Origin of the sequence: Hathewaya proteolytica DSM 3090 (assembly GCF_900142225.1) — a bacterium.
GTDB classification, from domain to species: Bacteria; Bacillota; Clostridia; order Clostridiales; family Clostridiaceae; genus Hathewaya; species Hathewaya proteolytica.
The window spans coordinates 1-24,320 of record NZ_FRAD01000028.1 but is presented as its reverse complement, the minus strand read 5'-3'; the positions used below and the strand labels follow the sequence as shown (position 1 = coordinate 24,320).

At 34.0% G+C, this 24,320-nt stretch carries 20 protein-coding genes and 1 other annotated feature; of the genes, 13 read left to right on the top strand and 7 right to left on the bottom strand.

Going from position 1 to position 24,320, the window contains the following annotated elements; all coding sequences use genetic code 11:
- Window positions 1-74 precede the first annotated feature (74 nt).
- From nadA to BUA73_RS12430, 6 genes are all read left to right on the top strand, one after another.
- Window positions 75-977, top strand: a complete 903-nt coding sequence (nadA, locus tag BUA73_RS12455) for a quinolinate synthase NadA (protein ID WP_072904444.1) — start codon at window positions 75-77, stop codon at window positions 975-977.
- Window positions 978-1,003: 26 nt separating this feature from the next.
- Entirely contained in the window at window positions 1,004-2,317 is a 1,314-nt protein-coding gene (locus BUA73_RS12450; protein WP_072904443.1) for an L-aspartate oxidase, read from the top strand.
- Window positions 2,295-3,131: a carboxylating nicotinate-nucleotide diphosphorylase gene (nadC, locus tag BUA73_RS12445; RefSeq protein WP_072904442.1), complete on the top strand. Its 837-nt coding sequence runs from the start codon at window positions 2,295-2,297 to the stop codon at window positions 3,129-3,131. The genes BUA73_RS12450 and nadC overlap by 23 nt, the downstream gene beginning before the upstream one ends.
- A gap of 107 nt (window positions 3,132-3,238) precedes the next feature.
- Window positions 3,239-4,492, top strand: a complete 1,254-nt coding sequence (locus BUA73_RS12440; RefSeq protein WP_242942392.1) for a M16 family metallopeptidase — start codon at window positions 3,239-3,241, stop codon at window positions 4,490-4,492.
- A 48-nt stretch (window positions 4,493-4,540) separates the two neighbouring features.
- On the top strand, window positions 4,541-5,179 hold the full coding sequence (recX, locus tag BUA73_RS12435) for a recombination regulator RecX (protein ID WP_072904440.1): 639 nt from the start codon (window positions 4,541-4,543) through the stop codon (window positions 5,177-5,179).
- Complete coding sequence (locus tag BUA73_RS12430; RefSeq protein ID WP_072904439.1) at window positions 5,180-6,337, top strand: transglutaminase domain-containing protein; 1,158 nt, start codon at window positions 5,180-5,182, stop codon at window positions 6,335-6,337. It begins immediately after the preceding gene.
- A 36-nt stretch (window positions 6,338-6,373) separates the two neighbouring features.
- Here BUA73_RS12430 and BUA73_RS12425 read toward each other — a convergent pair whose 3' ends face one another.
- Window positions 6,374-6,727 (bottom strand): tetratricopeptide repeat protein, encoded by a 354-nt coding sequence (locus BUA73_RS12425; RefSeq protein ID WP_072904453.1) that lies wholly within the window; start codon window positions 6,725-6,727, stop codon window positions 6,374-6,376.
- Window positions 6,728-6,922: 195 nt separating this feature from the next.
- Between BUA73_RS12425 and BUA73_RS12420 the strand changes: the two genes are divergently transcribed.
- Both BUA73_RS12420 and cls read left to right on the top strand, forming a co-directional pair.
- Window positions 6,923-11,191: a 2-hydroxyacyl-CoA dehydratase gene (locus BUA73_RS12420; RefSeq protein WP_072904438.1), complete on the top strand. Its 4,269-nt coding sequence runs from the start codon at window positions 6,923-6,925 to the stop codon at window positions 11,189-11,191.
- 32 nt (window positions 11,192-11,223) lie between these two features.
- A complete protein-coding gene (gene cls, locus BUA73_RS12415) occupies window positions 11,224-12,663 on the top strand; it encodes a cardiolipin synthase (protein ID WP_072904437.1) in 1,440 nt (479 codons plus the stop codon).
- 55 nt (window positions 12,664-12,718) lie between these two features.
- Here cls and BUA73_RS13760 read toward each other — a convergent pair whose 3' ends face one another.
- From BUA73_RS13760 to BUA73_RS12400, 3 genes are all read right to left on the bottom strand, one after another.
- A complete protein-coding gene (locus tag BUA73_RS13760) occupies window positions 12,719-14,107 on the bottom strand; it encodes a hypothetical protein (RefSeq protein ID WP_084672264.1) in 1,389 nt (462 codons plus the stop codon).
- The gene (locus BUA73_RS12405) at window positions 14,097-14,630 is read right to left on the bottom strand and encodes an RNA polymerase sigma factor (protein ID WP_072904436.1); all 534 of its coding nucleotides are present in this window, start codon (window positions 14,628-14,630) and stop codon (window positions 14,097-14,099) included. Before BUA73_RS12405 ends, BUA73_RS13760 begins: the two co-directional genes overlap by 11 nt.
- 117 nt (window positions 14,631-14,747) lie before the next feature.
- Entirely contained in the window at window positions 14,748-15,011 is a 264-nt protein-coding gene (locus BUA73_RS12400) for an ATP cone domain-containing protein (protein WP_072904435.1), read from the bottom strand.
- Window positions 15,012-15,212: 201 nt separating this feature from the next.
- Window positions 15,213-15,425 (top strand) — a binding site (T-box leader).
- A gap of 77 nt (window positions 15,426-15,502) precedes the next feature.
- Between BUA73_RS12400 and BUA73_RS12395 the strand changes: the two genes are divergently transcribed.
- A complete protein-coding gene (locus BUA73_RS12395) occupies window positions 15,503-18,154 on the top strand; it encodes a valine--tRNA ligase (protein ID WP_072904434.1) in 2,652 nt (883 codons plus the stop codon).
- Between the two features lie 23 nt (window positions 18,155-18,177).
- On the top strand, window positions 18,178-19,473 hold the full coding sequence (locus BUA73_RS12390) for a bifunctional folylpolyglutamate synthase/dihydrofolate synthase (RefSeq protein WP_072904433.1): 1,296 nt from the start codon (window positions 18,178-18,180) through the stop codon (window positions 19,471-19,473).
- Window positions 19,474-19,528: 55 nt separating this feature from the next.
- Here BUA73_RS12390 and BUA73_RS12385 read toward each other — a convergent pair whose 3' ends face one another.
- Window positions 19,529-19,774 (bottom strand): TIGR03905 family TSCPD domain-containing protein, encoded by a 246-nt coding sequence (locus BUA73_RS12385; protein WP_072904432.1) that lies wholly within the window; start codon window positions 19,772-19,774, stop codon window positions 19,529-19,531.
- Between the two features lie 101 nt (window positions 19,775-19,875).
- On the opposite strand from BUA73_RS12385, the gene BUA73_RS12380 reads away from it, so the two are divergent.
- Window positions 19,876-20,751, top strand: coding sequence for a YncE family protein (locus BUA73_RS12380; protein WP_072904431.1), 876 nt, complete (start codon window positions 19,876-19,878; stop codon window positions 20,749-20,751).
- Window positions 20,752-20,786: 35 nt separating this feature from the next.
- Here the strand turns inward: BUA73_RS12380 and BUA73_RS12375 are convergent, their stop codons facing one another.
- A complete protein-coding gene (locus tag BUA73_RS12375; RefSeq protein WP_072904430.1) occupies window positions 20,787-21,314 on the bottom strand; it encodes a DUF4364 family protein in 528 nt (175 codons plus the stop codon).
- Window positions 21,315-21,429: 115 nt separating this feature from the next.
- On the opposite strand from BUA73_RS12375, the gene pdaB reads away from it, so the two are divergent.
- Window positions 21,430-22,269, top strand: coding sequence for a polysaccharide deacetylase family sporulation protein PdaB (gene pdaB / locus BUA73_RS12370; protein ID WP_072904429.1), 840 nt, complete (start codon window positions 21,430-21,432; stop codon window positions 22,267-22,269).
- Window positions 22,270-22,425: 156 nt separating this feature from the next.
- Window positions 22,426-23,118: a single-stranded DNA-binding protein gene (locus tag BUA73_RS12365; protein ID WP_072904428.1), complete on the top strand. Its 693-nt coding sequence runs from the start codon at window positions 22,426-22,428 to the stop codon at window positions 23,116-23,118.
- 91 nt (window positions 23,119-23,209) lie between these two features.
- Here BUA73_RS12365 and BUA73_RS12360 read toward each other — a convergent pair.
- Window positions 23,210-24,320: IS3 family transposase (locus BUA73_RS12360; RefSeq protein WP_084672262.1), on the bottom strand; the 1,111-nt coding region annotated here is incomplete at its 5' end.

The following is a 24,320-nucleotide window of genomic DNA, read 5'->3' as shown; positions in this document are numbered from 1 at the left end:
AAATCAAGGGAGAATTTTAAAAACATTAAAATAATACTATGATAAAAAAATAACAAAGTAGGGGTGTACTTGAAATGAACTTAAAGGAAGAGATTGCAAGGTTAAAGAAGGAAAGAAATGCTATAATATTGGCACATTACTATGTAAATGATGAGATACAGGAAATAGCGGATTTTGTAGGAGATTCTTATTATCTTAGTAAGGTGGGCATGGAGAGTGACAAAGATGTAATTGTTTTCTGTGGAGTGAGATTTATGGCGGAGGGTGCGAAAATTCTGTCTCCAGAAAAAACAGTGCTGTTATCCAATGAAAAGGCTCTTTGCGCTATGGCTCAGATGGCAGAGGTGAAGGCTGTAGAGGAATTAAAACTTAAATACCCTGATGCCAAGGTTGTATGCTATGTAAATTCTACTACGGAATTAAAAGCTATATCAGACGTTTGTTGCACATCCGCATCAGCATTGAACATAATAAATAACATGGAGGATAAAAATATTATATTTGTTCCAGACAAGAATTTAGGGTCTTATATCCAAGAGATGGTTCCAGAAAAAAATATCATTTTGTGGAATGGATGTTGTCCTATACATGATGAAATAACAGTAAATAGAATCGAAAAAGCTTTAGATACTTTTGGAAGAGATCTTTGCGTATTAGTTCACCCAGAGTGTACAAAGGAAGTTAGGGCTTTAGCTGATTATATAGGAAGCACTTCAGGAATAATTAAATATGCAAGTGAAAGTTCAAAAAAGAAATTTCTCGTAGTTACTGAAGATGGAGTTTTGTACGAAATGAGAAAGAAAAATCCTAACAAGGAATTTTATTCACTAGATATGTGCTGCGATAGTATGAAGCTTACAACATTAGATGATGTATACCAATGTCTTTTAAACAATAGGGGCCAGGTAACTCTTAAAGAAGATTTAAGATTAAAGGCCTATAGAGCTTTAGAGAATATGCATAAATTAGGAGAATAACTACAAAAGCAGAGAAGGTGCTATTTATGAAGAGAAAAAGCGATGTATTGATAATTGGAGCTGGTGTGGCAGGTTTGTATTTTGCATTAAATCTCGATTCCAAATTAGACATAACCATTATTACAAAAGAATCTCTTGGAAAATGCAACTCATATCTTGCTCAAGGTGGTATTTCTACAGAAAGAGATTACAATGATAGGGAACTGTATATTGAGGATACATTAAGAGCAGGAGAATACAAAAATGATTTGAATGCAGTGAAAATTCTTATTGAGGAGTCTCAGCCAAATATAAATAAATTGATTGAGCTTGGAGTGCCTTTTGACAGGGCAGGTAAGGAACTTGATTACACAAGGGAAGGAGCTCACAGTACCTTTAGAATTGTTCACTGCAAGGATGAAACTGGAAAGTGCGTCACAGAAACTCTTATAGAAAACATTAAAAAGCGCAAAAATATAAATATCCTAGAGGATGTAAACGTAGCAGATCTTATTGTTCAACAGGGAAAATGTATTGGAGCAGTGGGAGTTAGGCAGGGTGATAAAGAGGTAATTCAAGTAAGTTCAAAATACACTGTGCTAGCTTGTGGTGGCATTGGAGGTTTATTTAAAAGCTCTACCAATGAGAGGAGCATAACAGGTCTAGCTTTAGCTATGGCTTCAAGACACAACATTGAACTAAAGGATGTGAATTATATTCAATTTCACCCCACAGTTTTATATGGGGAGTCTACTGAGAAAAAGTTTTTATTATCTGAATCCTTAAGGGGTGAGGGTGGTAAACTTTTAGATATAAATAATAAATCTTTTGTAGATGAGCTACTTCCTAGAAATGTGGTTACGGCAGCCATAAAGCAGCAAGAGAAAAAAACTAAGACACCTTACGTATATTTAGATATACGAACAATGGAGGGGGAATTTATAAAAGAGCGTTTCCCAGGCATATATAATGGATGCTTGGAGAGGGGCATCGATGTAACAAAAGAAAAAATTCCTGTAACTCCCGCACAGCATTATTTTATGGGAGGTATAAAAGTAGATACTGAAAGCAAAACATCCATAAAAAACTTATTTGCTTGCGGTGAAGCTAGCTGCACAGGTGTCCATGGTGCTAATAGATTGGCAAGTAACTCATTATTAGAATCACTGGTTTTTTCAAAGCGAGGAGCCAATTATATAAATAAAGATATGCAGGATTTTTCCTGGTTTGCTCATGTGCCTGAAGTGTGTGTAGGGTATGAAGATTTAGTAAAAACTATTGAGGAAAATGAAGAGCTTGCTATAAAAACTCTAAAAACATATAGAGAGGATATTGAAGATGAACTGGTTAGTAATAGATAAAATAATTAAGGAAGCTTTGGTTGAGGACAATGCTTTTGGGGATTGCACCACGGATGCTATTGTCTCAGTGGAAAGTAGATGTACTGTAGATTTAATTAGTAAGGAAAAAGGCATCATTGCTGGACTGCCAATTTTCAAAAGAGTGTTTGATATACTGGGGGATGTGCACGTTACTTTCTTGGTGAAAGAAGGCAGTCACGTAAAACCTATGGACAACGTAGCAATAATTGAGGGCAATACGAGAAATGTACTTACTGGAGAAAGAGTGGCATTAAATCTTTTACAGAGGATTAGTGGAATAGCTACACTAACTTCAAAGTTTGTAGAAAAGATAAAGGGCAGTAATGCAAAATTGTTGGACACAAGAAAAACAACACCAAATTTAAGAATACTGGAAAAGTACGCCGTAACCATGGGCGGTGGCCATAATCACAGGTTTAATCTAAGTGATGGTATTCTCATAAAGGATAATCACATCGATGCAGCAGGTGGCATAAAAAATGCTATAAAAAGAGTTAGAAATAATTCTTCCTTTGTGAGGAAAATCGAAGTGGAAACTGAAAGTTTGGAAGAGGTTATGGAGGCACTGGAAGCTGGTGCTGATATAATAATGTTAGACAACATGAGTACAGAAATGATGAAAGAAGCGGTGAAATTAATTGACCATAAGGCCATGGTAGAGGCTTCAGGAAATGTAAATCTAGATAGCATAAAGGAAATTGCTGATACTGGGGTAGATTACATATCTTGCGGCTATATAACTCATTCCTATTCATCCTTTGATCTTAGCATGAAAAATCTCACATTAAAATAATGTATACATAAGGCAGGTGGTTATTATTAACTACCTGTTTGTTTTTTATATAATATCTGTTAAAATAATATGATGAAGAAGATATGGTAAGTGGAAGGAGAAATAAATTGTTTAATGAAAGACCCTTTGATTTTAAGAGAAAAACACTAGATAATGGATTTGAAATTATATCCGTAAAAAAGGATACTAATATTGTTTCTATAAATATGGGTATAAAGGTTGGTGCATTATATGAAGATAATAATGAAAAAGGTATAAGCCACTTTGTGGAACACATGATTTTTAAAGGCACTGAAACAAAAAACTATGAAGAGGTAAATCAGTGCTTGGAATATCTTGGAGGAGATTATAATGCATATACCGATTATATGTACACAGTGTTTAGCAGTGTATGTTTAAGTGATGAATTGGAGCCTGCCATTGAAATACTTAAGGACATGATATGCAACTCAACCTTTCCATCTGAGGAAATCGAAAAAGAACGAGGAGTTATATTGTCAGAGCTTAAAAGTAGTAAAGATGATTTAGAAGATTTTAGCATAAGAAAAGTAAACGAGTATGCTTTTGAAAAAAGTGGCTTAAGATATGATGTGCTTGGATTGGAAAAAAATATTAAGAATTATAAAAGAGAAGAGTTATATAACTATTATAAAAAGTATTATGTGCCTGAAAATGCAGTGATGGTAGTGGTATCACCCTATGAGCATGAAGAGGTAATAGAGCTCTTAAAGTGCCAGTTTGAGAATTGGGAAAAGGGAAAAATAAATAAACCTAGCATTATTGTAGAGAACAATAGGCCTAAGTACAAAGAGTCTTATAAAAAGGATATTGAGCAGAGTACCATAGTATTTTTGTATACATTCCATGATTTAGACGATGAAGAAGAGTTGGCACTGAGGGTGCTGAGCAATAGGCTAGGCGAAAGTTCCAATTCTATTTTGTTCAAGGAATTAAGGGAAAAAAGAGGACTTGCCTATGATGTTTATACAAGCATAGATTGTGGGGATAATATAAAGACCATGTATATTTATACAGCTACCGACGATGAAAATGTGGAGGAAGTTGTGGACTGCATCAAAGAGTGCATAAATCACGTTAAAGATAGAAACTTTATATTTGATTGTAAAACTTTTGAGTTAATGAAGAAGATCTTTATGACTTCTCTTGTAAGTACTATGGAAGATACTACAGAGCTCAGCGGTTACATATTAAGTCAGGCCATGGAAAAACGCCATATATTTGAGTTTAAAAAAGAAATGGAATGGCTTCACAGTATGAAAAGTGAACAAATTTATAAAGTTGCAGGCAAGGTGTTACAAAGTCCAACTATCCATGTGACTAGAATAAATGGTGAGTCATAGAAGACTAGTTTAAATAATAATTTAGATATATAAGGGGGACGCCATACCGTGGAAAACATTATTACTAGTATTGAAATTCAAAAGAATAATAAGGAACGTGTGAACATATATGTGGATAACTCCTATTTTATATCTTGCGATTCAATGTTGGTGTACAAAAAATCATTAAGAAAGGGTCAAAAAGTGGACCTTGACCTTTTAAAAGATATCGCAACTGAGGACAATTTTTCAAAGGCCAAGAATACAGCACTGAAGTATATATCTAGGTGCTTGAAAACTGAGTCTGAGGTTGTAAAAAAGCTTGAAAGAGCTGGTTTTGATGAAGGCACCTCCCAGAGGGTCATAGAGTATATGAAAAGCTACAACTTTGTAGATGATGTGGAATACACTAGGTTATTTATTAAGGAAAAGATTAAAAAATATGGTGTGACAAAAATCAAATATGACTTGAGGAATAAAGGAGTTAATGAGAAAATAGTAGAGGAACAACTAAATAATAATGATCTTCAAGAAATGGATGCTGTCATAAATCAAGTGGCAAGTAAAAAATACCAACAATTAAAAAGTAAACATGAAGATCAATATATAGTAAAAAGAAAGCTAGCTCAATTTTTGCTAGGTAAGGGTTATGAGTACGAATTAATAAATAGAACTATATCTAAGGTTGAAGGTGGTGAAGAGGAATAAATGAAGATAAATTATATAAGTTTGATTATAATTGTGGCATTTTGTTTCCCTCTTTTAGTAGGTTTTCTCATGACGTATAAATCCGTAGGCCCTAAAAGAGTGGTGAATGGGATTATAAATATAATAAGCGTGTTATCATCTATATATATTGGTAGTTATCTTTACACAGGTATATTTTACGAGAGGAGTAACACGTTCTTCGATTTTTTGTATCATTTATTTCCAAGGAAATTTATGAGTTCGGTAACACAAAACTCTTTTATCCTTCACTTTACTGTATTTCCCATTATGGTTATATTAGTTTTCTCTCTGATTCGATGTATTCTTCAAATTATAAATAAGCTTACACTGTCAAATTTTTTTGATAGTCTAGAAGAAAATAGATTTACTTCTAATACTGTAATGAAGAGACTTTTAGGTATGGTTTTTGAATTGCCTAAGGCAATATTTAATGTTTTTTTATTTTGTTATTTCATAAATTTTGCAATAACACCTCTTCAGTTCACTAACTTTGGTGTTGAAGCAAAAAAACAAGCGGAAGAGTCAGTTATATATTATGGTGTAAATGAGGCCTTGCTGAAGCCTGTATTAAATTCAACAGCCATAAAACAGTTACCTTCACCTGTGGGAAACACATTTAAAGTTGTTACTGATTTCGGAAATGACCTAAATAAAATGATCTTTTCATACAATGGAACCACCTTAGAGGAGCTTGTGAAAACAAACAAGGACATTGATGATTTTGCCAAAAGCCTTACAGAAGGTTGTGATAATACCTACGATAAGGCCAAAATACTTTATCAATGGGTATCTTCCAATGTGGAGTATGATCATGAAAAGGCTGATGATATAATGAGAAAAGACTTTTCTAAAAAGTCTGGGGCAATAAATACTTTTGCAACTAGAGAAGGAGTTTGCCTAGACTATGCGGCACTTTATATAACTATGTGCAGAGCTAATAATATAAAAGTTACGCTAATATCGGGAGAGGGATTTAACGGGGAAAGTTGGGTAAGCCATGCGTGGAATACAGTATATATAGATGAATACAGTTCGTGGGTAAACGTAGATTGCACTTTTGGCAAAGTTAAAGATTCTTTTGATAATGAGGATTTTGACTTTGAGCATAGAAATAGCAAGGAATTAGCACAGTGGTAAAAGCTTTCAGAATAAGTAGCAGATGAATGACCTCATCTAGCTGCTTTTCCTGTTTTCCAGGATTAATTTAATGGCTTTTTCACAGTCGCTATCTTCAGCATTAAGGCACCAAGAAAGGTTAAAATAGTACAATGCTTTTGATCTTACGTTTAGCATAGCATAACAGTAGCCTATATTGAAAAAGTACTTGCTATCATTTTTTAATATAGCAGCTTTTTTTAAGTATCTAATTGCGTCTTGATAATTTCTCAGTTTAATGTGGCAAACGGCGCAGTTGTAAAGAGAGCTTGGTTGATTTAAGTCCATGGATAGAGCCTTTTCATAAGCTTCTAGGGCTTTTTTGTAATTTTTGTTTGTATAATAGTTGGTGCCTTCATTAAAAAAATCTATATTTTTACACATATTTAATTTCCTTTCGTGAATTTGGGGTTATATTAGAGTATACCCGAAAAGCGCCTTTTTAAAACAACTAGTAGAAAAAAAGAAATAATTGTACTATAATAGACGGGAGTAAATGGAGGCTAATATTATTTTTCGCTAACTACATATGTGGATTGGCATAATAAAGTGAGAGGGGTAGTCAAAATGAGTGATTTACGCGTTGGATTGGACGTTGGATCTACTACAATAAAAATAGTAGTTTTGGACAATGAAAAGATTATTTATAGCAGCTATGAACGCCATTTTTCAGATATAATAAAGACTTTAAGTATCATATTAAATAAGGCATATGAACACTTTGGAGATGTGGAAATTGAACCTATGATCACTGGTTCAGGGGCTCTCACCATATCGAAATGGTTAGATATACCCTTTATACAAGAAGTAATTGCGTGTACAACAGCTATAGAAAATAACATAGAAGATATAGATGTGGCCATAGAATTGGGTGGCGAGGATGCTAAAATAACATATTTTAAAAACGGCATGGAACAGAGAATGAACGGAACATGCGCAGGCGGCACTGGTGCTTTTATAGATCAGATGGCTGTACTTTTAAATACAGATGCCATGGGTTTAAATGAGATGGCAAAAAAACATACAACAATATATCCTATTGCAGCTAGGTGCGGTGTTTTTGCTAAAACGGATATTCAACCGCTTATAAACGATGGAGCTAAAAGAGAAGATATTGCTGCATCTATATTTCAGGCTGTAGTGAATCAAACTATCAGTGGACTTGCTTGTGGAAGGCCTATAAGAGGTAAAGTTGGATTCCTTGGGGGGCCTTTGTACTTTCTTTCGGAGCTTAGGGAGAGGTTTATAAAGACTTTGAATTTGAAAGAAGAAGATATAATATTTCCGGACAATTCACAGCTTTATGTAGCCTTAGGCGCTGCCATGAGTGCAAGGAAAGATAACAAAATTATGTTTGGTCAGCTTATAAATAGAATCACTAAAAAGGATAGGGTTTTAGAGGTGAATTCTACATACCTTCAACCACTTTTTAACTCAGAGGAAGAATACAAATTATTTAAGGAAAAACATAATACTTATAGGGTAAAAAGACTGCCGCTAGAAGAGTATAAAGGCAACGCATATCTTGGTATAGATGCCGGCTCCACCACTACAAAGGCTGCTTTAATATCTGAAAAGGGAGAGCTGCTTTATTCATATTATAATGGAAATGAAGGAAATCCTCTAAAGTCAGCTGTCAATATCTTAAAGGATATATATTCAAAGATTAATGATGAAACAATTATTAAAAATTCTGCCGTAACTGGATACGGTGAGGGACTTATAAAAGAAGCTTTACAGGTTGATATAGGTGAGGTTGAAACAGTGGCTCATTTTAAGGGTGCTAACTTTTTCTTGCCTGGTGTGGATTTTATTTTAGACATCGGTGGTCAAGATATGAAGTGCTTGATAGTTGAAGACGGTGTAATTAAAAGCATTATGTTAAATGAAGCTTGCTCTTCGGGATGTGGATCTTTCATAGAAAGTTTTTCAAAATCCCTTCATATATCCATAGAGGACTTTGTAAAAGAGGCATTGCTTAGTAAAAAACCTATCGATCTTGGTTCTAGATGTACGGTATTTATGAATTCTCGTGTAAAGCAGGCACAAAAAGAAGGATCTACTATAGGTGATATATCTGCTGGTCTTTCTTATTCTGTTATAAAGAATGCTTTATATAAAGTAATAAAAATTAGAGACAAAGATGATATGGGAAAGAAGATCATTGTGCAAGGTGGTACTTTCTACAATGATGCTGTGTTGAGGAGCTTTGAATTAATTTCCGAAAGGGAAGTTGTGAGACCAGATATTGCAGGAATTATGGGAGCTTTTGGTGCCGCCCTTATTGCTAGGGATAATTGCACAGAAAACTATAAAAGTACTCTTTTAAAGAAAAATATGATAAGTAGCTTTGCTGTAAATACCACCATGAGAAGATGCGGTATGTGTCCTAACAATTGTCTTCTTACAATAAATGATTTTGGTGATAGACACTTTATAACTGGAAATAGATGTGAGAGACCGCTTACCAAGGAAAATAAAGTTAATGATGTGCCAAACTTGTTTGAATACAAATATAAAAGATTATTTTCATATAAAGCTAAAAAACTTGATCAATGTCCTCTTGGCCTTATTGGCATTCCAAGGGTGTTGAATATGTACGAGAATTATCCGTTTTGGTTTACTTTTCTAACGGAAATAGGTTTTAGAGTGGAGCTTTCTCCAAGGTCCAATAAAAGCATTTACGAGATGGGAATGGATACTATTCCTTCAGAGTCCACTTGCTATCCTGCAAAACTAGTACATGGGCATATAACTAGTCTTATAAATAGGGGAATTAAAACTATATTTTACCCTTGCGTTGTGTATGAGAAAAAGGAATTTGAAAGTGCTACAAACAGCTACAATTGTCCTATAGTTACTTCTTATGCGGAAACTATTAAAAATAATATGGATGTATTGAGAAATGAAGATATTACCTTTATTAACCCATTCCTTTCTCTTACAGACGATAAAAAACTACTGAAGAGACTGGAAAGTATTTTCCACAGGTACAACATTCCTCATGAGGTGTTTAAAACTGCTCTTCAAAAGGCCATTGAGGAACAGGAAAACTTTAAAAACGATATTAGAAGTAAAGGTAAAGAAATTCTTAAGTACATTGAAGAAAATGATGCAGTGGGTATTGTATTAGCTGGGCGACCATATCATATTGATCCCGAAATAAACCATGGTATACCCGAAGTCATAGCTTCCTATGGCATGCCTGTATTAACGGAGGATGCTGTAAGCTATATTGAGGATATGGGTGAACCTCTGCGAGTAGTAGATCAATGGATGTATCATTCTAGGCTTTACAGAGCTGCTAATTATGTTTCTAAAAGAAATGATTTAGAAGTTATTCAGCTTAACTCCTTTGGATGTGGTATAGATGCAATCACCACAGATCAGGTGGAAGAGATACTAAAAAGAACGGGTAAAATTTATACTGTGCTGAAGATCGATGAGGTTAACAATCTTGGTGCTGCAAAGATAAGAATAAGATCTCTAAAGGCAGCCATTGAAGAGCGAAGAAAGAAAAAGTGCAGTGCAGCTGTGGAAAGAGTATCTATACCATTGGTGAGACGAGTAGAGTTTACTCAAGAAATGAGGAAAAACCATACAATTTTAACGCCTCAGATGTCGCCTATACATTTTAGAATTTTGGAAAAAGGAATAAATTCTGAGGGATATAATTTCAAAATCATTCAAGATGTGGATCATAAAGATGTGGAGGAAGGTTTAAAATATGTAAATAATGATGCTTGTTATCCAACAATACTTACCATTGGGCAAATAATGCGAGCATTGAAATCAGGAGAATATGATTTAAACAATACCTCCGTTGCCATAACTCAAACAGGCGGTGGATGCCGAGCTACTAATTACATTGCTATCCTTAGGAAAGCTCTAAGAGAGGCTGATATGGAACATATACCTGTTATAGGACTTAGTGTGCAAGGTATAGAGAAAAATAGCGGCATAAAGTACACATTTTCTCTTGTAAAAAAAGCGCTTATGTCTCTTATGTTTGGCGATTTGCTTATGAGGGTATTATATAGGGTGAGACCTTATGAAAACGTTAAAGGATCAGCTAATATTCTTTATGAGAAGTGGAATGAAATCTGCCAGCATACTGTAAAAGTTGGTAGTTATAAAGAATTCAAAGAAAATGTGAGAGATATTGTCAGTGAGTTTGACATGTTAGAGATTACCGATGAGGTTAAGCCTAGAGTTGGTGTTGTGGGTGAAATACTTGTAAAATTCCATCCCTACGCTAACAATCATGTCATAGACGTTATAGAAAAAGAAGGGGCGGAAGCTGTATGCCCAGATCTTTTGGATTTCTTCTTGTATTGTTGCTATGATCAAGAGGGAAAATATAGGTATTTAAGTGGAAAATATAGCATGAAAGTGCTTTCTAACATTGGAATTAATGTCATTGAATATCTTAGAAAGCCAATAGATGTGGCACTTAAAAATAGTAAACGTTTTACAGCTCCAAGCAATATAAATAAGTTGGCAAAGGGAGCAGAACCTATACTATCTTTGTGCAATCAGACAGGAGAGGGCTGGTTTTTAACTGGAGAAATGGTGGAATTAATTGAAAGTGGGGTTGAAAATATAATATGTGCTCAGCCTTTCGCTTGCCTTCCAAACCATGTTACAGGAAAAGGGATGATAAAAGAACTAAAGAGGAGATATCCAAATTGCAATATTGTGCCCATTGACTATGATCCAGGGGCTAGCAATGTAAATCAAGTAAATAGGATAAAACTAATGTTGGCTTCAGCCTTTAAGAATTTAGATAAAGAAGAGGCTTATATAGAAGCGGCTGCCACGAGGAAAGAAGATTAATTGCATTTTTATGTATGCAAGGGGGAGTGTAGATGGGTACAGGAGCAATAGTGGCACTTATATTTACCATATTATTTTTGAACTTAGTCCTTTCAATAGCATTGATATTCATAGAACGTAAGGATACGGGTAGCACTTGGGCATGGCTTTTTGTGCTCAATGTCTTGCCTGTTATAGGTTTCTTTATATACTTGATGTTTGGACAAAATTTTACAAGAGAGAAGCGTTTCAGAAAAAAGATAATTGGTGACAGTGAAAGAAAATCATACTTTGAAAAGAAGAGAAAACTATATAAGTTTGATCGGGATATGATAAACAATATAGATATGATTGAGATGAACTATCAAAACTGCAAATCCATGTACACTCAATTAAATGAAGTGGAGTTGTATTTTGATGGCAATGATAAATTTGAATCATTGATTCAGTGCATAAAAAATGCAAAAAAATATATCCATATTGAGTACTATATTTTTAGGAAGGATGACATTGGAAAGGAAATAATAGATCTTCTAGTGGAAAAGCTAAAAGAGGGCGTAGAGGTAAAACTACTAGTGGATGCCATGGGGTCTGGTAAGCTGAATCATAAAAAGAATATACGGGATTTCGTAGAGGCCGGGGGAGAATTTGCTGTTTTTTTTCCAGGGCTCACAGCCCATATTAACATGAGAATTAACTACAGGGATCACAGAAAAATTGTGGTAATAGATGGTGAATGCGGTTTTCTTGGTGGATTTAACGTTGGGGATGAGTATCTTGGCAGATACAAAAGTATAGGAAATTGGCGCGACACGCATTTTAAAGTAGTTGGTGAGGCCATATTAGATTTAGAAGAAAGGTTTTTAATGGATTGGAGTTACGCATCAGAAGAAGATATAGCAGATGTGGAGCGCTATTTTGAAGTTAAGGAAGTGAAAAATAGCAACGTGGGAATCCAAATTGTCTCTAGTGGACCAGACCACGATCAGGAATTTATAAAAAATGGATACGTAAAAATAGTAAATAATGCAAAGCAGTATCTTTATTTGCAGACACCATATTTTGTTCCCGATGAAACTGTAATGCAGTGTCTCAGAATATGTGCACTGTCTGGTGTTGATGTAAGGATAATGATACCAGCAAATCCTGACCACATATTCATGGGATGGGCAGCTAGCTCTTATGTAGACCAACTTATGGATGCTGGGGTAAAAGTATATTACTACCATAAAGGTTTTCTCCATGCTAAGACCATGGTATCCGATGATGCAGTTTCTAGCATAGGAACAGCCAATATGGACATAAGAAGTTTTAGATTGAATTTTGAAACCAATGCCTTTATTTATAACGAAAAGATAGCTCTTCAAATGAAAGAGCAGTTTGAAAAGGATATGGAGGATTGTACTCTTGTAACAACAGAAATCTTTGCAAAACGAGGTACATTTATGAAAATTGCAGAATCTATAGTAAGATTGTTATCACCAATATTATAAAGTAAAAAAGGTATGCAAGATTTAAAATTGCATACCTTTTATTTTTGTGGCAGTTTTATTGGAATTGAGATACATGCTGACGGAGGTGTTTATCAAAAAAAGTGTAATTATCTTCAGGTTCAGTATATGGATAACGAATAGGATTCATGTAGTGAAAATAATCAAAATAGTTGCTTACCAATGTGAAGTCATGTGGAGCGTCAACTTTGTAAAAAATGTATCCCCTTTGATTTGATGAATTAAAGGGATAACTTACACCACCGGAAATTAATTTCTTATATTGGCTTCCAAAAATGGTGTTCTGGTCTTGAAAATCATTTCTAAGCCTAGGCATAGGACTGCAATAACCTTTTCCATCCTTGTCATAAAGCAAAGTACCAGCAATTAATTGAAGATTCCATTCACTAGTTATTCGGAAACCATCATTCCAATATGAAGCACCATCTTTCCATTTAAAATAAACAAGGGAATATACTGAGTTATCAGATGTTTGTACGCAAACTGTGGTGGACTCTAGGGTGCACCTAGGTGGAGTTTCAGATTTAAAATTTAAGCTGCTAACGGAGGTATCTATCTTTTTGGCGTTACAAATCAATTGTATATACTTATCAGAAATATCACCTATGATTTCAGGCGGGAATCCTTTATTAATTAAATTTGTTCTTACGGTGAAATTGTCAATGGGTTTCATTAATGTTGGTGTCAATGTGACATGATATGAAAATGTACTAAAGATTATTATAAACAAAAGGAAACATCCTACATATGCTGATATAAAAACCTTATTGCTGATGCCAACTGAGGCATTGATAAGACTATACCCTACAGATTTCATATAATTGCTAATTCCGTACAATTGTTTAAAAAAAATAAAGTAGCATATGACCATCACTAGCAATACAAAGGTTAGTATAATCGAAGGTAGTCCACGGGAAATTAAAGCTAGTAAATATATGATTATCTGCAGTATACAAACCCAAAGTAAAGGATCTTTAGGAGCTTGTACTTTTTCTTTTAAAAATACCAGTTTTAAACCTTTTCTAAAGGTAATAATAAATAGCATCTGCAGGATAAAAAATATAATGCTACTTAGGAAAACATAGTTGTTAAATTTTAAGTTTATGGGTGTGGCAAGTACAAGGGTGTCAATGAGAAAGTTTAAAATAAGGCGAAGTATAGATAATTTCCAAATGAAACTGAAGCTACTATTTACGTTTCTTAAAGTACGACATCCTATATATATTAGACAAAATCCTAAAGTAGGAAGAAGAAAATCTAGGTAAAATAGCTTAAAGGTTATGGTGGTCAATATCATACCCCAAGTTATTTCATGTATGGGTTTTGACCAAGGATTTACCTTTAAAATCATGCCACTTTGGGGTAAGTACTGAGACATAGCTTCTGCTACTTCTTCATCAAATTTATTATCATCGCTAGTATTCATTAAAGTTTACCTCCATTAATTTTCTAAGTTTTTTTCTAAGCCTATATAATTTCCCTTCTACAGAACGTTCTGTAAGTCCTAATTCAGCTCCAATTTGCGATATACTTTGCATATAGTAATACTTTCTGTAGAAGAGTTGCTGTTCCATATTTGAAAGGTTTGATACAAAGTTCATTAAACGTTGTGCACTCTCTTTTTTTAATAGTGCATCCTCTGGTGATGGTGAGGTACATAAATTTTCAGGGATTTCATCTTCATTATTATTAAGTTTTTTTACATGATTGAGAGCAGTATTGCGAGCTATGGTTATAAGCCATGTGTAAAGGCTACTCTTCCCTTGGTCATATAGATGAAATTTCGTCCAAATCCTCATGTACACATCATTAACGCACTCTTGCACATCTTCTTCCTTTTTCAAAATTCCTCGTACAATATAAAATATTAAAGCATTATATTGTTGATGAAGAATCTTCAAGCCATCTTCATCTTTATCCTTTATGAGTCGTATAATATCATTATCCAAATTTCAACCCCCCATACAATATCCTCACTAGTATATACAGTGAATTTAATATAAACCCACGGAAAAAAGAAAAAGGAGTATGCAAAATATTATTGCATACTCTTTCAACGTTGAATCTTACAGGTTCATATATGAACGACATACATCCTTAAAACCATGTTTCATCATTACTTCATAAATTAATCCTCTTACTTCAAAGGAAGAAGTAAGTCCATCTTCACTTCTTAGATTTATAAGTAAGGAACTTAAATCATCCATAAGTATGTTAATATCACTGGAAGTGAGAGAAAAATTTATGTCACAAGCTGAGGTTTCAATGCTTGTCTTAATTTTATCCATACTAAAATCAACTATTTTCCCAGAACGCTTTACAATTTTCATTATAGTGTCCCCCTATATTTGCTTAATTTGAAGTTATTAATATATAATCAATATAAATTATTATATCATATTATGAATAAATTAGTCGAAAATATTAAAAAAAAATTAAACTGGTGAGTTTAGTATTGGATATATTTAATGTAGAACCTTGACATAAAAAAAAAGTAGTATATAATAAAAATATAATTTTAAATTTAATATATAGAGGCAATGATAAAGAGGAGTAAAATTGTGAAATATGCAGAGAGGAAGATTGGGTGCGCTGAAAGGTCTTCTATAGGAAACAGTTTGAAGGTAGCTTTGGAGCTTTCTCACTGAAATTATTAGTAAGTGAGAACGGTGAACATCGTTAAAATATGGAGAGTTTGATTTATATCAAAAATTAAGGTGGTAACGCGCGCTGTCGTCCTTTGCATGGATGAGGCGCTTTTTTTATAGGCTTTGTTAGATTATAAATTTAAAGAAATAGAGAGCAGAAGGAGATAAAAAATATGGATGAAAACAAGAATATAGCAAAAAACTATGATCCAAAAGACTTTGAAGAGAGACTTACAAAGTGGTGGGAGGAGAAGAATTTCTTTACAGCAGAAATCGACAAAAACAAAGAGCCTTATACTATAATTATGCCTCCACCAAATATCACAGGACAGCTACACTTAGGTCATGCCATAGACGATACATTGCAGGATATTCTTATAAGAACTAAGAGGATGCAGGGTTATTCTACCTTGTGGTTGCCAGGTCAGGACCATGCCAGTATAGCCACAGAGGTAAGAGTAGAAAAGCAGCTTTTAAAGGAAGGCCTTAATAAAAAGGAAATGGGAAGAGAGGCTTTTTTAGAGAGGGTATGGCAGTGGACAGATGAGTACAGAAATAGAATAAGAAATCAGGTAAAGAAGCTTGGTTGCTCAGCTGACTGGTCAAGAGAAACCTTCACTATGGACGACAATGTAAGTGAGGCAGTAAGAACAGTGTTCGTTAATTTATACAATGAAGGTCTTATTTACAGGGGAGACAGAATTACAAATTGGTGTCCAAAATGTATGACAGCAATTTCTGATGCAGAAATAGAATACGAAGAACAGGAAGGAAACTTCTGGCACATAAAATATCCTGTAGTAGGCAGTGATAAATTTGTTGAAATAGCTACTACAAGACCAGAAACCCTTTTAGGAGATACTGCAGTAGCTGTAAATCCAAAGGATGAAAGATATAAAGATATTGTAGGCAAAAAATTAATTCTTCCATTAGTTAATAGGGAAATACCAGTGGTAGCAGATGATTATGTTGACATGGAATTTGGAACCGGTGCAGTAAAGATAACTCCAGCTCACGATCCAAACGATTATCAGGTTGGCTTAAGACATGAGCTTCCTCAGATAGTTATGTTAAATGAAAATGGAACCATAGCTGAGGGATATGGAAGGTATTCAGGATTAGATAGATATGAGGCAAGAAAGCTTATAGTAGAGGACCTTGAAAAAGCAGGATTGTTAGTTAAGATAAAGAAACATGTACACAATGTTGGTACCCATGATAGATGTAAGACTACCATAGAGCCTATGCTATCAAAACAGTGGTATGTTAAGATGGAATCCCTTGCAAAACCAGCCATTGAGGCAGTTAAAAATGGAGAGATAAAATTCATCCCAGAGAGATTTGAAAAAATATATTATAACTGGATGGAAAACATTCAAGATTGGTGTATATCTAGACAACTTTGGTGGGGTCATAGAATTCCAGTTTGGTACTGCAAAGACTGCGGAGAGATTACAGTTTCAGTAGAAGAACCTTCATGCTGTTGCAAATGTAAGAGCAAAAATATTGAGCAGGATAAGGATGTGCTTGATACTTGGTTCAGTTCAGCTTTATGGCCATTCTCCACTTTAGGTTGGCCACACAAAACAGAGGATTTAGACTACTTTTATCCTACATCTACATTAGTTACTGGTGGGGATATAATATTCTTCTGGGTAGCTAGAATGATTTTCTCAGGGCTTCACAACACAGGAAAGATACCATTTAAAAACGTATTGTTCCACGGTATGATTAGAGACAATCAAGGAAGAAAAATGTCCAAATCACTGGATAATGGAGTAGATCCATTGGAGGTTATAGATAAATACGGTGCAGATGCCTTGAGATTTATGCTAGCTACAGGAAATGCTCCAGGAAACGATGCTAGGTATTATGAGGAAAGAGTCGAGGCAGCTAGGAACTTTGCCAATAAGATATGGAATGCTTCAAGATTTGTACTAATGAACATAGATGCAGATATTATGGAAAAATACAAAGACTGCAAAAATTATTCTATAGCTGACAGATGGATATTATCTAGAGCTAATGATGTGGCAAAGGAAGTAACAGAGAATCTAGAAAAATTCGAGATAGGTGTGGCTCTTCAAAAGGTATACGATTTTATATGGACGGAATTCTGCGATTGGTATATAGAACTTGTGAAACCTGTGTTCTTTGGAGATGACGAAGAAGCAAAGGGTGTAGCATACAACGTATTAAATGATGTTCTAATTGTTGGATTGCAGTTGTTGCACCCAGTTATGCCTTATATAACTGAGGAGATATACACTCACCTTCACACAGAATGCGAATCCATTACTATATCAAAGTGGCCTCAGTACAAAGAAGAAATTAAAGATATAGAAGCTGAAGAAAAGATGAATTATATCATTGAGTCTATAAAAGCTATAAGAAATGTAAGACTTGAGATGAATGTTCCAAATTCAAGAAAAGCAAAGCTTATAATTCTTGCTACAGAAGGTATGGATGCATTTAAGGCAGGGGGAATATATTTTGAAAAGCTTGCTTCAGCTAGTGAAGTTGGATTTATAGATGATAAATCACAGGTACCAGAAAATACAGTGTCAGTGGTGACAAAAGGTGCAGAAATATACATGCCACTTTTAGATTTAATTGACCTTGACAAGGAATTGGAGAGATTAAATAAAGAGAAGAAAAAACTTCTTCAGGAAATAAAAAGAGTGGAGAATAAATTGTCTAATGAAAGATTTGTAGGCAAGGCTCCGGAATCAGTTGTAGCTGAGGAAAGAGAGAAGGGCAGAAAATACAAGGAAATGTATGATGCCGTTATGGAAAGAATAGATAGTCTTACAAAATGTTCTTAATTAGGGCCTAGGAAGGTGTAAATATGAAATATGATGAAGCTATGGAGTATTTAGATAGCGTTCATATGTTTGGTGTGAAAATTGGACTTGAAAGAATAACTAGACTGCTAAAGCTTTTGGGAAATCCACAAGATGATCTAAAATTTATTCACATAGCGGGTACCAACGGTAAGGGCTCTGTCACTGCCATGGTGAGTAATATTTTATTTAAAGCAGGGTACAAAGTGGGGATGTTTACATCCCCTTATATAGAATTCTTTGAGGAACGAATTCAGATCAACAATGAATGCATACCCCGAAATACGGTGGCGCAGATAATAGAACAGCTCAAGCCCTGCATTGAAAAATTGGCAGAAGAGGGTTATGAACCCGTAACGTATTTTGAAGTTGTAACGTGTATGTGCTTAATTTACTTTAAAAGAGAAAAAGTGGACTTTGCCGTGATGGAAGTTGGCATGGGTGGCAGGATGGACCCAACAAATATTATAAACCCTCTTGTTTCTGTTATTACCTCCATAAGCTATGATCATATGCAGTATCTTGGTGATACTCTCTGTAAAATAGCTTTTGAAAAGGCTGGCATCATTAAGGAGAAAACTCCAGTGGTTATATATCCACAGGAAACAGAGGTTTATGATGTTATAAGAAGAGTGTGCAGTGATAAAGAAGCTCCATCTGTATTTGTAAAAAAAGAAGATGTGGATTTTATAGGTGTTGTAAGTGACAATGAGGTTAGGCAACAGCTTCTTATAAAAACTTCAAACAACAAATATGAAGTTCAGCTAAATCTCCTTGGAACACATCAGCTTTTAAATTGTGCTGTGGCTGTAAATGTCATTGAATTACTTCAAAGTATGGGATGCTGTATAACAGAGAAACACATAAAGCTCGGTCTTGAAACTGTATTTTGGAAGGGTAGATTGGAAATTTTGAAAAAATCTCCGCTGATAGTTATAGATGGTGCTCACAATATTGACGCCATGGTCAGACTGAAAGAGAGTGTAATTAAGTATTTTAAGTTCCGTTCTTTGTACCTTATTCTTGGCATAGTGAAAGATAAAGAAGTAGAAAAAATGGTCAGTATAATTACCCCCATGGCAAAGAAGGTCATTGCTGTGTCACCACACAGTGATAGAGCTACCATGGCGGAGGAATTGTGTGATGTGATTAAACCATATAAGGGAAATTCCATTGCCGTATCTGATTATAAGGAAGCATATAAGATAGCTATTTCAGAGGCAGATGAGGATGATATGATTCTTATTTGTGGCTCTCTTTATATGATTGGAGATATGAGAAGTATAATATTGAAATATTAGAAAATACCAGCATTGGGCTTGTAAAGTTATACAGGACCTAGATGCTGGTGTTTTTTTACTTGCTCAAAGCTTCTTTAATTGCCTTTGAAAGTTGATCAGGACAAGATGTGTTTTTGTCACCACAAACTGTCCCCTGAAGTTTTTCTATAACCTCCTCTGCTTTCATTCCCTCAACAAGCTGTGCTATTCCTTTAAGATTGCCACTGCAACCACCTTCAAAGGTTAAGTTTTTAACTTTACCATCTACAAGGTCAAAGCAAATATTTCTTGAACAGACTCCACTGGTTTTGTATACATACATACCATGTCACCTCTTTCGTTTAAAAGTCATATATTATTTTATAGCAAAGTATTGTACTTATCAAGGTAAAAGTACATAGATAAAAGGAAGGGAGGGATTAAATGTCAAGAATATATGTGTGCAATTCTTATTCCGATTCTATTTCTGAAATTGATTGTGGGAACATGGAATCCATTAGAAAAATTAAGTTGAGTACTGCAGATGAAAGGGTGGGGCCCCATGGCATATGCAGATATAAAAATAATTTGATTGTTGCAAATAAACATAAAGGGAGTATAAGCATATTGGACCTTAGCAATTATGGTAAAGAGGAGTATTACATTGGAAGTAACTGTAGTGATGTTAAGGTATATAAAGATAAAGCTTATGTAGTTTGCAGTGATAGCAATGATATAAAAATTTTTGACTTTTTAGAGAAAAGAGTGCAGGAGAGCATCCCCTGTGGTCATTGTCCAAAGAATATTCATATTGATATTGAAAATCAAGAGATTATGGTAAATAATTTTATGGAAAATAGCATATCCATAATAGATCTTAAGGATCATGAAAATAATAAGAAAGTCATTGTAGGAGAATATCCTGGTAAAGTTATATACAGCCCTGTTAATAATATGTATATTGTGACCACTAGCTTTATGGGAAGAAGAAAGAACGGATATGTAAAGTTCTTAGGTAAAAATTTTAAAAGTATAGGGGAAATTGAAGTGGGTAAATCTCCAGTTGACTTTTGCATATACAATGAAAAAGTGTATGTGGGCAATTTTGAGAATGGAACAATTAGCGTCCTTGATCTTATGTATATGAAAAAAATAGAGGATATAAAGGTGTACGGAATGCCACGGGGGATTCAAGTTCTAGAAGATAATTTGTATGTGGCAGATTATTACGGTAATTGTCTTAATAAAATTAATTTAATCACAAAAGAAAAAACTAAGACAACAACTGGAAATGAACCAACAGCTGTGGTAATATTATAAATAATAAGAGCCAAAGTTAAGCGCTTTGGCTCTTATTATTGAGATAATAAAATATTTTTTATGCTATCTTTCATGGTAAGATATGATTTTTTCCATTTAGAACAAAGAACTTCTGCTTCTTTCTGGGATGGTGTTGGAATTTTAATTTCTATTGTAGGCACTTCATTTTCGTACATAGAAAGGTTTACAATGCAGGTACCATCATTTAAAGATTGAAATTCAGCTTTTATACTTATTTCTTGTCTTATGCTATCCATGTGTTTAATTAGATAGTCATCGATTTGTTTTAGTTTATCTTCGGATAATCTTCCAAAAAACATGGAAAGCACATCTTTACCTTTATCAGTTATTACAAGACGTATTTTATTTTCTCCTTCAATATAACGAACTAGGTTAGAGGAGCTAAGCTCTAAAAGATACTGCTGGAGATTGAAATAATCTATAAGACCGTTTTCCAGTACAATATCTGTAAGTTGTAAGTTTGATAAAGGAAGTTTAATTTCATTGACTATATATAATAACAACAGCTTATTTTCAGCAAGCTCCAAAAAATCATTATTCAAAAATATACAACCTCCCTTACTGTATTGTGTAAAAACACTATATATAAATATTTTATCATATAAAGAGGAATTATTGAATATAAATTTATTGATAATTTATTTAGGAGGAATTGTAATGAAGTTTAGCAAGAAAAACATTTCGTATGGTGGTGTTTGTCTGGTTCTTTTAGTTTTAGTATGTGTAGCAGTGGGTATAAAGAATAAGACTACATATACCATTGCCATGAATAAAAAATTACCCATCTATTCTGTTGGCACAGAGGAAAAGAAGGTAGCAATATCTTTTGACGCTAGTTGGGGGGCTGACAATACACAAAATTTAATTGATGTATTGGATAAGTATAAAGTAAAGTCAACCTTTTTTCTTGTAGGTGGTTGGGTAGACAAGTATCCCGATAAAGTAAAATTGATCCATGAGAGAGGCCATGAAATAGGAAATCACTCTAATTCTCATGCTGATATGACAAAACTATCAAAAGAAAAAATTATTCAAGAAGTTGCAGCTACGGATGCAAAAATTATGACTATTACAGATGAGAAGACAAAATTATTCAGGTTCCCATCTGGTGCCTATGACAATAAAGCTATTGAAGCTATTGAGAGCACTGGACACAAGTGCATTCAGTGGGATGTTGACAGTTTGGATTGGAAAGAGAAGGGGGCTAAGGCTGAGTATGATAGGGTTGTAGCAAATGTTAAACCAGGCTCCATAATCCTATTTCACAATAATGCCAAGTACACACCTGAAAATCTTCCAAAGATAATAGAGAAGCTTCAAGCTGATGGCTATAAGATTGTGCCAGTATCGGAATTAATCTATCAGGATAATTACGAACTAGACCACAATGGAAAACAAGTGTCAAAGGAGATTGAAAAAAAGAAAACTAATGATGTATCCAAGGAAGTAGAGGATAAGAAGGAAAAAGATAAAATTGAAGAAAAAAATATAGAATAGAAATAATAAAATAAATTTTAAAAAAAGTATTGAAATCTATATATGAGATGTATTATAATGGAAATATATTACAATACATCTCGTACCACAGGACTAATAGTCTAGGGGTATTAGTAGAAAAAATAAAATATTAGTAACAGAAGGGAAGAGGGGTATATGGAAAATTTAATGAGCAATAATAACATTTATCTGGAAGGGTCTATAGTGTCCGAATTGAAGTTCAGCCACAATATGTATGGCGAGGGTTTTTATTCGTTTAATATGGATGTACCTAGATTAAGCAAAGCAAAGGACAAGTTAAATGTAACTATTTCTGAAAGGCTGTTGACAAATTTTCAGGTTTGTAGGGGAAAAAACATAGTTGTTGAAGGCCAACTTAGATCATACAACAAGTATGTAGAGGGCACCAATAGGCTTATACTAACTGTATTTGCTAGAGAGGTATATGAATGTGAAGAGAAAAGTAAGAATCCCAATCAAATTTTTCTTAACGGATATATCTGCAAGAGCCCGATATATAGAAAAACACCTTTTGGAAGAGAAATAGCAGATATGCTACTGGCTGTAAATAGGCCTTACAATAAATCTGACTATATACCAACTATTGCGTGGGGACGAAACTCTAGGTATTGCAAGACCTTGGAGGTGGGAGACAACATAAAAATTTGGGGACGCCTTCAAAGCAGGCAGTATCAAAAGAAAATAAATGACGATGTGATAGAAAAAATGGCCTATGAAGTATCCATTTCAAAAATGGAAAGAGGAGACGTTGAAATTGATGTTTGCAACGATGAGGATCAGTTTCAAGACAATGTGGAGCAGATTGACGATGAAAAAGTAACAGGATAGAATATATAAGTTGTAAATATGCAATTTGAATTATAAAAAGGACATCCTCTTTTTTAAAATGGATCCTATGTCAAGGACATTTTGAAAAAGTCTAGACAGCTAAAAGCTGATTTCTATATTGTATAGGAGTCAGCTTTTTTAATCCCCATTGATATCTAAAGTTATTATAGTACTCCATATAATCATCTATTATAAACTGTAATTCCTTAAATGTAGAACAACTTTTAGAATCTATCTCATCTTTCATATGGCCGAAAAATGATTCTTGAGGAGCGTTATCCCAACAATTTCCTCTTCTTGACATGGATTGACCAAGACTATATTTCTTTAGTAATTTTTGAAATTTTGGACTAGTATAGTGAGCCCCTTGATCTGAATGTATAAATGCACCTTTATGTAATAAATTTTTATTTTGTGTCATTAATTTTTCTATAGTTTCAGTTGCTATATCAAGAGTAAGACGATTAGACAAATTATATGATAGTATCTCATTTGTTGATGCATCTTTAATAGTTGATAGATACGCCATACAGGAAGCTCCATATGGGATGTATGTTATATCTGTTAGTAGAACTTTCCCAGGAACCTCTTGTTTAAAGTTTCTATTCAAAAGATTTGGTACAACAGTATGTTCTTTAGTTGCTTTCATCATCCTTCTATATGGATTTGCTTTTCTAATAGGACATTTGATGTTATACTTTCTCATAATTCTCTGTATGCATTTTCTATTAATAATTAAATTGAATTCATTCTCTAGAACCATTTTAATAGATCTAGAACCTTTCTTATATCCTCTATGATTAAAAGCTTTGAATATTACCTCTTTGAGTTGTAAATCTCTTTGTTCTCGTATATTTCTATTTTCTAATGATTTTATGTAACTATAATAACCTGTTCTTGATACCTCTGCTACTTTGCATAAATGGCTAACCATATTTTTAAAATTGTATTTTGAAATGATGTCCTGAATAAGTTTAAAGATAATAGCTGCTTTTAATTCACCTCTTTTCACCTGCCTTTCTTGCAGCTCGATTTTTTTTAGTAATTCAGCTTCAGCTTTCCAATAAGCTATTTCAGCATCTTTTTTGGCTATTATTTCTTCCATAGATAACTCACGATTTAAAGGTCTACCACTATTAAATTTTCTAGTATCCCTAAGCCCTAGTTCCCCAGATTCTCTGTATGATTTACGCCATCTTTTG